The following is a 2,507-nucleotide window of genomic DNA, read 5'->3' as shown; positions in this document are numbered from 1 at the left end:
AACTATATTTGAAAAGCCGCACTTTATTAACTCCCCGTTTACTATTGTATCAAAACACCTCATTACCGGGTTTTGAACGCTTTAATGTCTTATAAATTAGTTTATTTGACAGACTATCAATGTATTATTTAATAAAAGTTTGTATTGAAATAGCACTATTCAATCACAGTAAACAAAAAAAGTCCCACCGAAGCGGGACTCAAGGTTTTAATACCTACGGCATATAGCCTTATTGTGATAAGATTAAAGATTAGAATAAAATTTTCACAATTCAAATGTACTTAAAAATAATTTACAACACAATGGGGAAAACCGTAAAAGGGGTTTAAAAAGATTTTATAGATTTATAAATTATGAACAAAAATAACAAAGCATGGCAAAAGTATTAGGACTGGATTTAGGGACGAATTCGATTGGGTGGGCGTTAATAAACCAAGAAAAAACAGGAAATAAACTAGAAGATAAAGGTGTCCTTATTTTTTCTGAAGGAGTGAAGAAAGAAAAAGGACAGGAAAAATCAAGAGCAGCTGAAAGAACAGGCTTTAGAAGCGCTAGGAGAATTAAGTTTAGAAGAAAAATAAGAAAGTATCAAACACTTCTGGTATTAGCGAAATACAACATGTGCCCATTATCTATTGAAGAAGTCAAAGAATGGAGAAAATCAAACTTTAAGAAATATCCTGCTAAACCTGATTTTTTAGAATGGTTAAGAACTGATGAAGATAAAATGATTAATCCTTATTATTTTAGAGACAAAGCTAGCCGCGAAAAAGTAAACAACTATGAATTGGGAAGAGCAGTATATCATATGGCTCAACGTAGAGGCTTTTTAAGCAATCGTTTAGATCAATCAGATAAAGGAATTATTGAAAAGCATCAACCTGAACTTGAAACAAGGATTAATGACGGACAAAATGCTATTGAAATACAACAGTTAATTAACGAATATTTTGAACCTTTTGATATTATAGAAAAAAAGCAAAAAGAATTAAACGCTGGTGAGAATGAGCTAAAAAAGCTATATAATAATTTTTTAAAAATTCTTAAAGACAAAATTGAAATCAATGAGACTAAACAAAAGCTACTAGACAGACTTTTTAAAAAAGAGAATCTTGGAGCAGTTAAAAAAAATATCACTGAGCTTGATACTGCCATAGAAAAAGCAAACTGTAACACATTAGGTCAATATTTTTGGAAACTCTATCAACAAGACAGGAACAATACAGAAAACAAAATACGCAGCAATTATACATCAAGAGAAGACCATTATTTGATTGAGTTTGAAGTTATTTGTTTAGCACAGGGTTTAGAAGGAATAAATAACTCCAAAAAAGATCCAAGTGAGAGATACACCGGTATTGTAAAAGAATTATACAAAGCAATTTTTTATCAACGGCCTCTTAAATCACAAAAGGGATTAATTGGCAAATGTTCGCTTGAACCTACAAAACCAAGATGCTCAGGCTCTCGTCCTGAATATGAATTATTTAGGATGTTTAGTTTTATTAACACTATTAAATTAAAAACGCAAGGTGATGAAAAATTCAGGTTCCTGAATGAGGATGAAAGAGAAATTATTAAGCCTAAATTCTTTAGAAAATCTAAACCTACTTTTACTTTTTTTGATGTTAAAAAGTCATTAGGTAATAATAACAGTTACAACTATAAAGACAATACAACTGTAAGTGGGTGTCCTACTATTGCAGCTTTAAGCACCCTTTTTGGTGATGATTGGGAAAACACTATTTATGAAAACTACACTGACAAAAAAATCAGAAACATCAATAATGACAAACTTGAAGAAATAAAATCTAAAGAAGAAGTGATAGCCGATATTTGGCACGTGCTGGCTACGTTTACCTCTGAAGAGAAATTAATTGATTTTGGAGTAAGCAAATTGAAGCTTAATAAAAAAGATGCAGAAAAGTTTTCAAAGATTCACCTAAAGAAAGAATATGCTTCACTAAGCCTCTACGCCATCAAAAAAATATTGCCCTATTTGGAAAATGGGTTGTTGTACTCTCATGCCGTGTTTATGGCCAATATGGATCAATTAATAAAGCCTAAACGATGGATTGATATAAACGACAGAAAACTGATTGAAAAAGAAGTTGGTGATATCATCAATAATCATCAAAAGGAAAACAAAATGCTTTTTGCAATAAATAGTGTTTTGAAATATTGTTTTGATAACAATCAAACCTATTCAAAAGAAGCAGAAAACATTTATAAAAAAGATGTAGAAAAACAATTGAGAAAAGAATTTGGAGAACGAACTTGGGAAGGCAATTCCGACAAAGAAATTATACTTTCCGATGCTTTTAAAATTTTTATCACAAAATTAAAGGAACGTGAGCACGCAAGTATTAAAAGAATTGATGAAAAAATAATGGAGTTTTTATCAGATAATGATTTACTGAAAATAAATGCTAGAGAAAGTCTTTATCATCCTTCAGACATTGAAAAGTTTAAACCGGCAACTATTAAGGATATAAATGGGAATAAGT

The 2,507-nt window shown here is 30.5% G+C and carries 1 protein-coding gene; it reads left to right on the top strand.

Annotated elements, in window-relative coordinates:
- Nucleotides 1–373: 373 nt before the first annotated feature.
- A partial coding sequence (gene cas9 / locus AACY61_RS12315; protein ID WP_339611875.1) for a type II CRISPR RNA-guided endonuclease Cas9 occupies nucleotides 374–2,507 on the top strand: 2,134 nt, incomplete at its 3' end.

Source organism: uncultured Planktosalinus sp. (genome assembly GCF_963973675.1).
Lineage (GTDB): Bacteria > Bacteroidota > Bacteroidia > Flavobacteriales > Flavobacteriaceae > Planktosalinus.
This window is presented reverse-complemented; position numbering and strand designations above follow the sequence as displayed.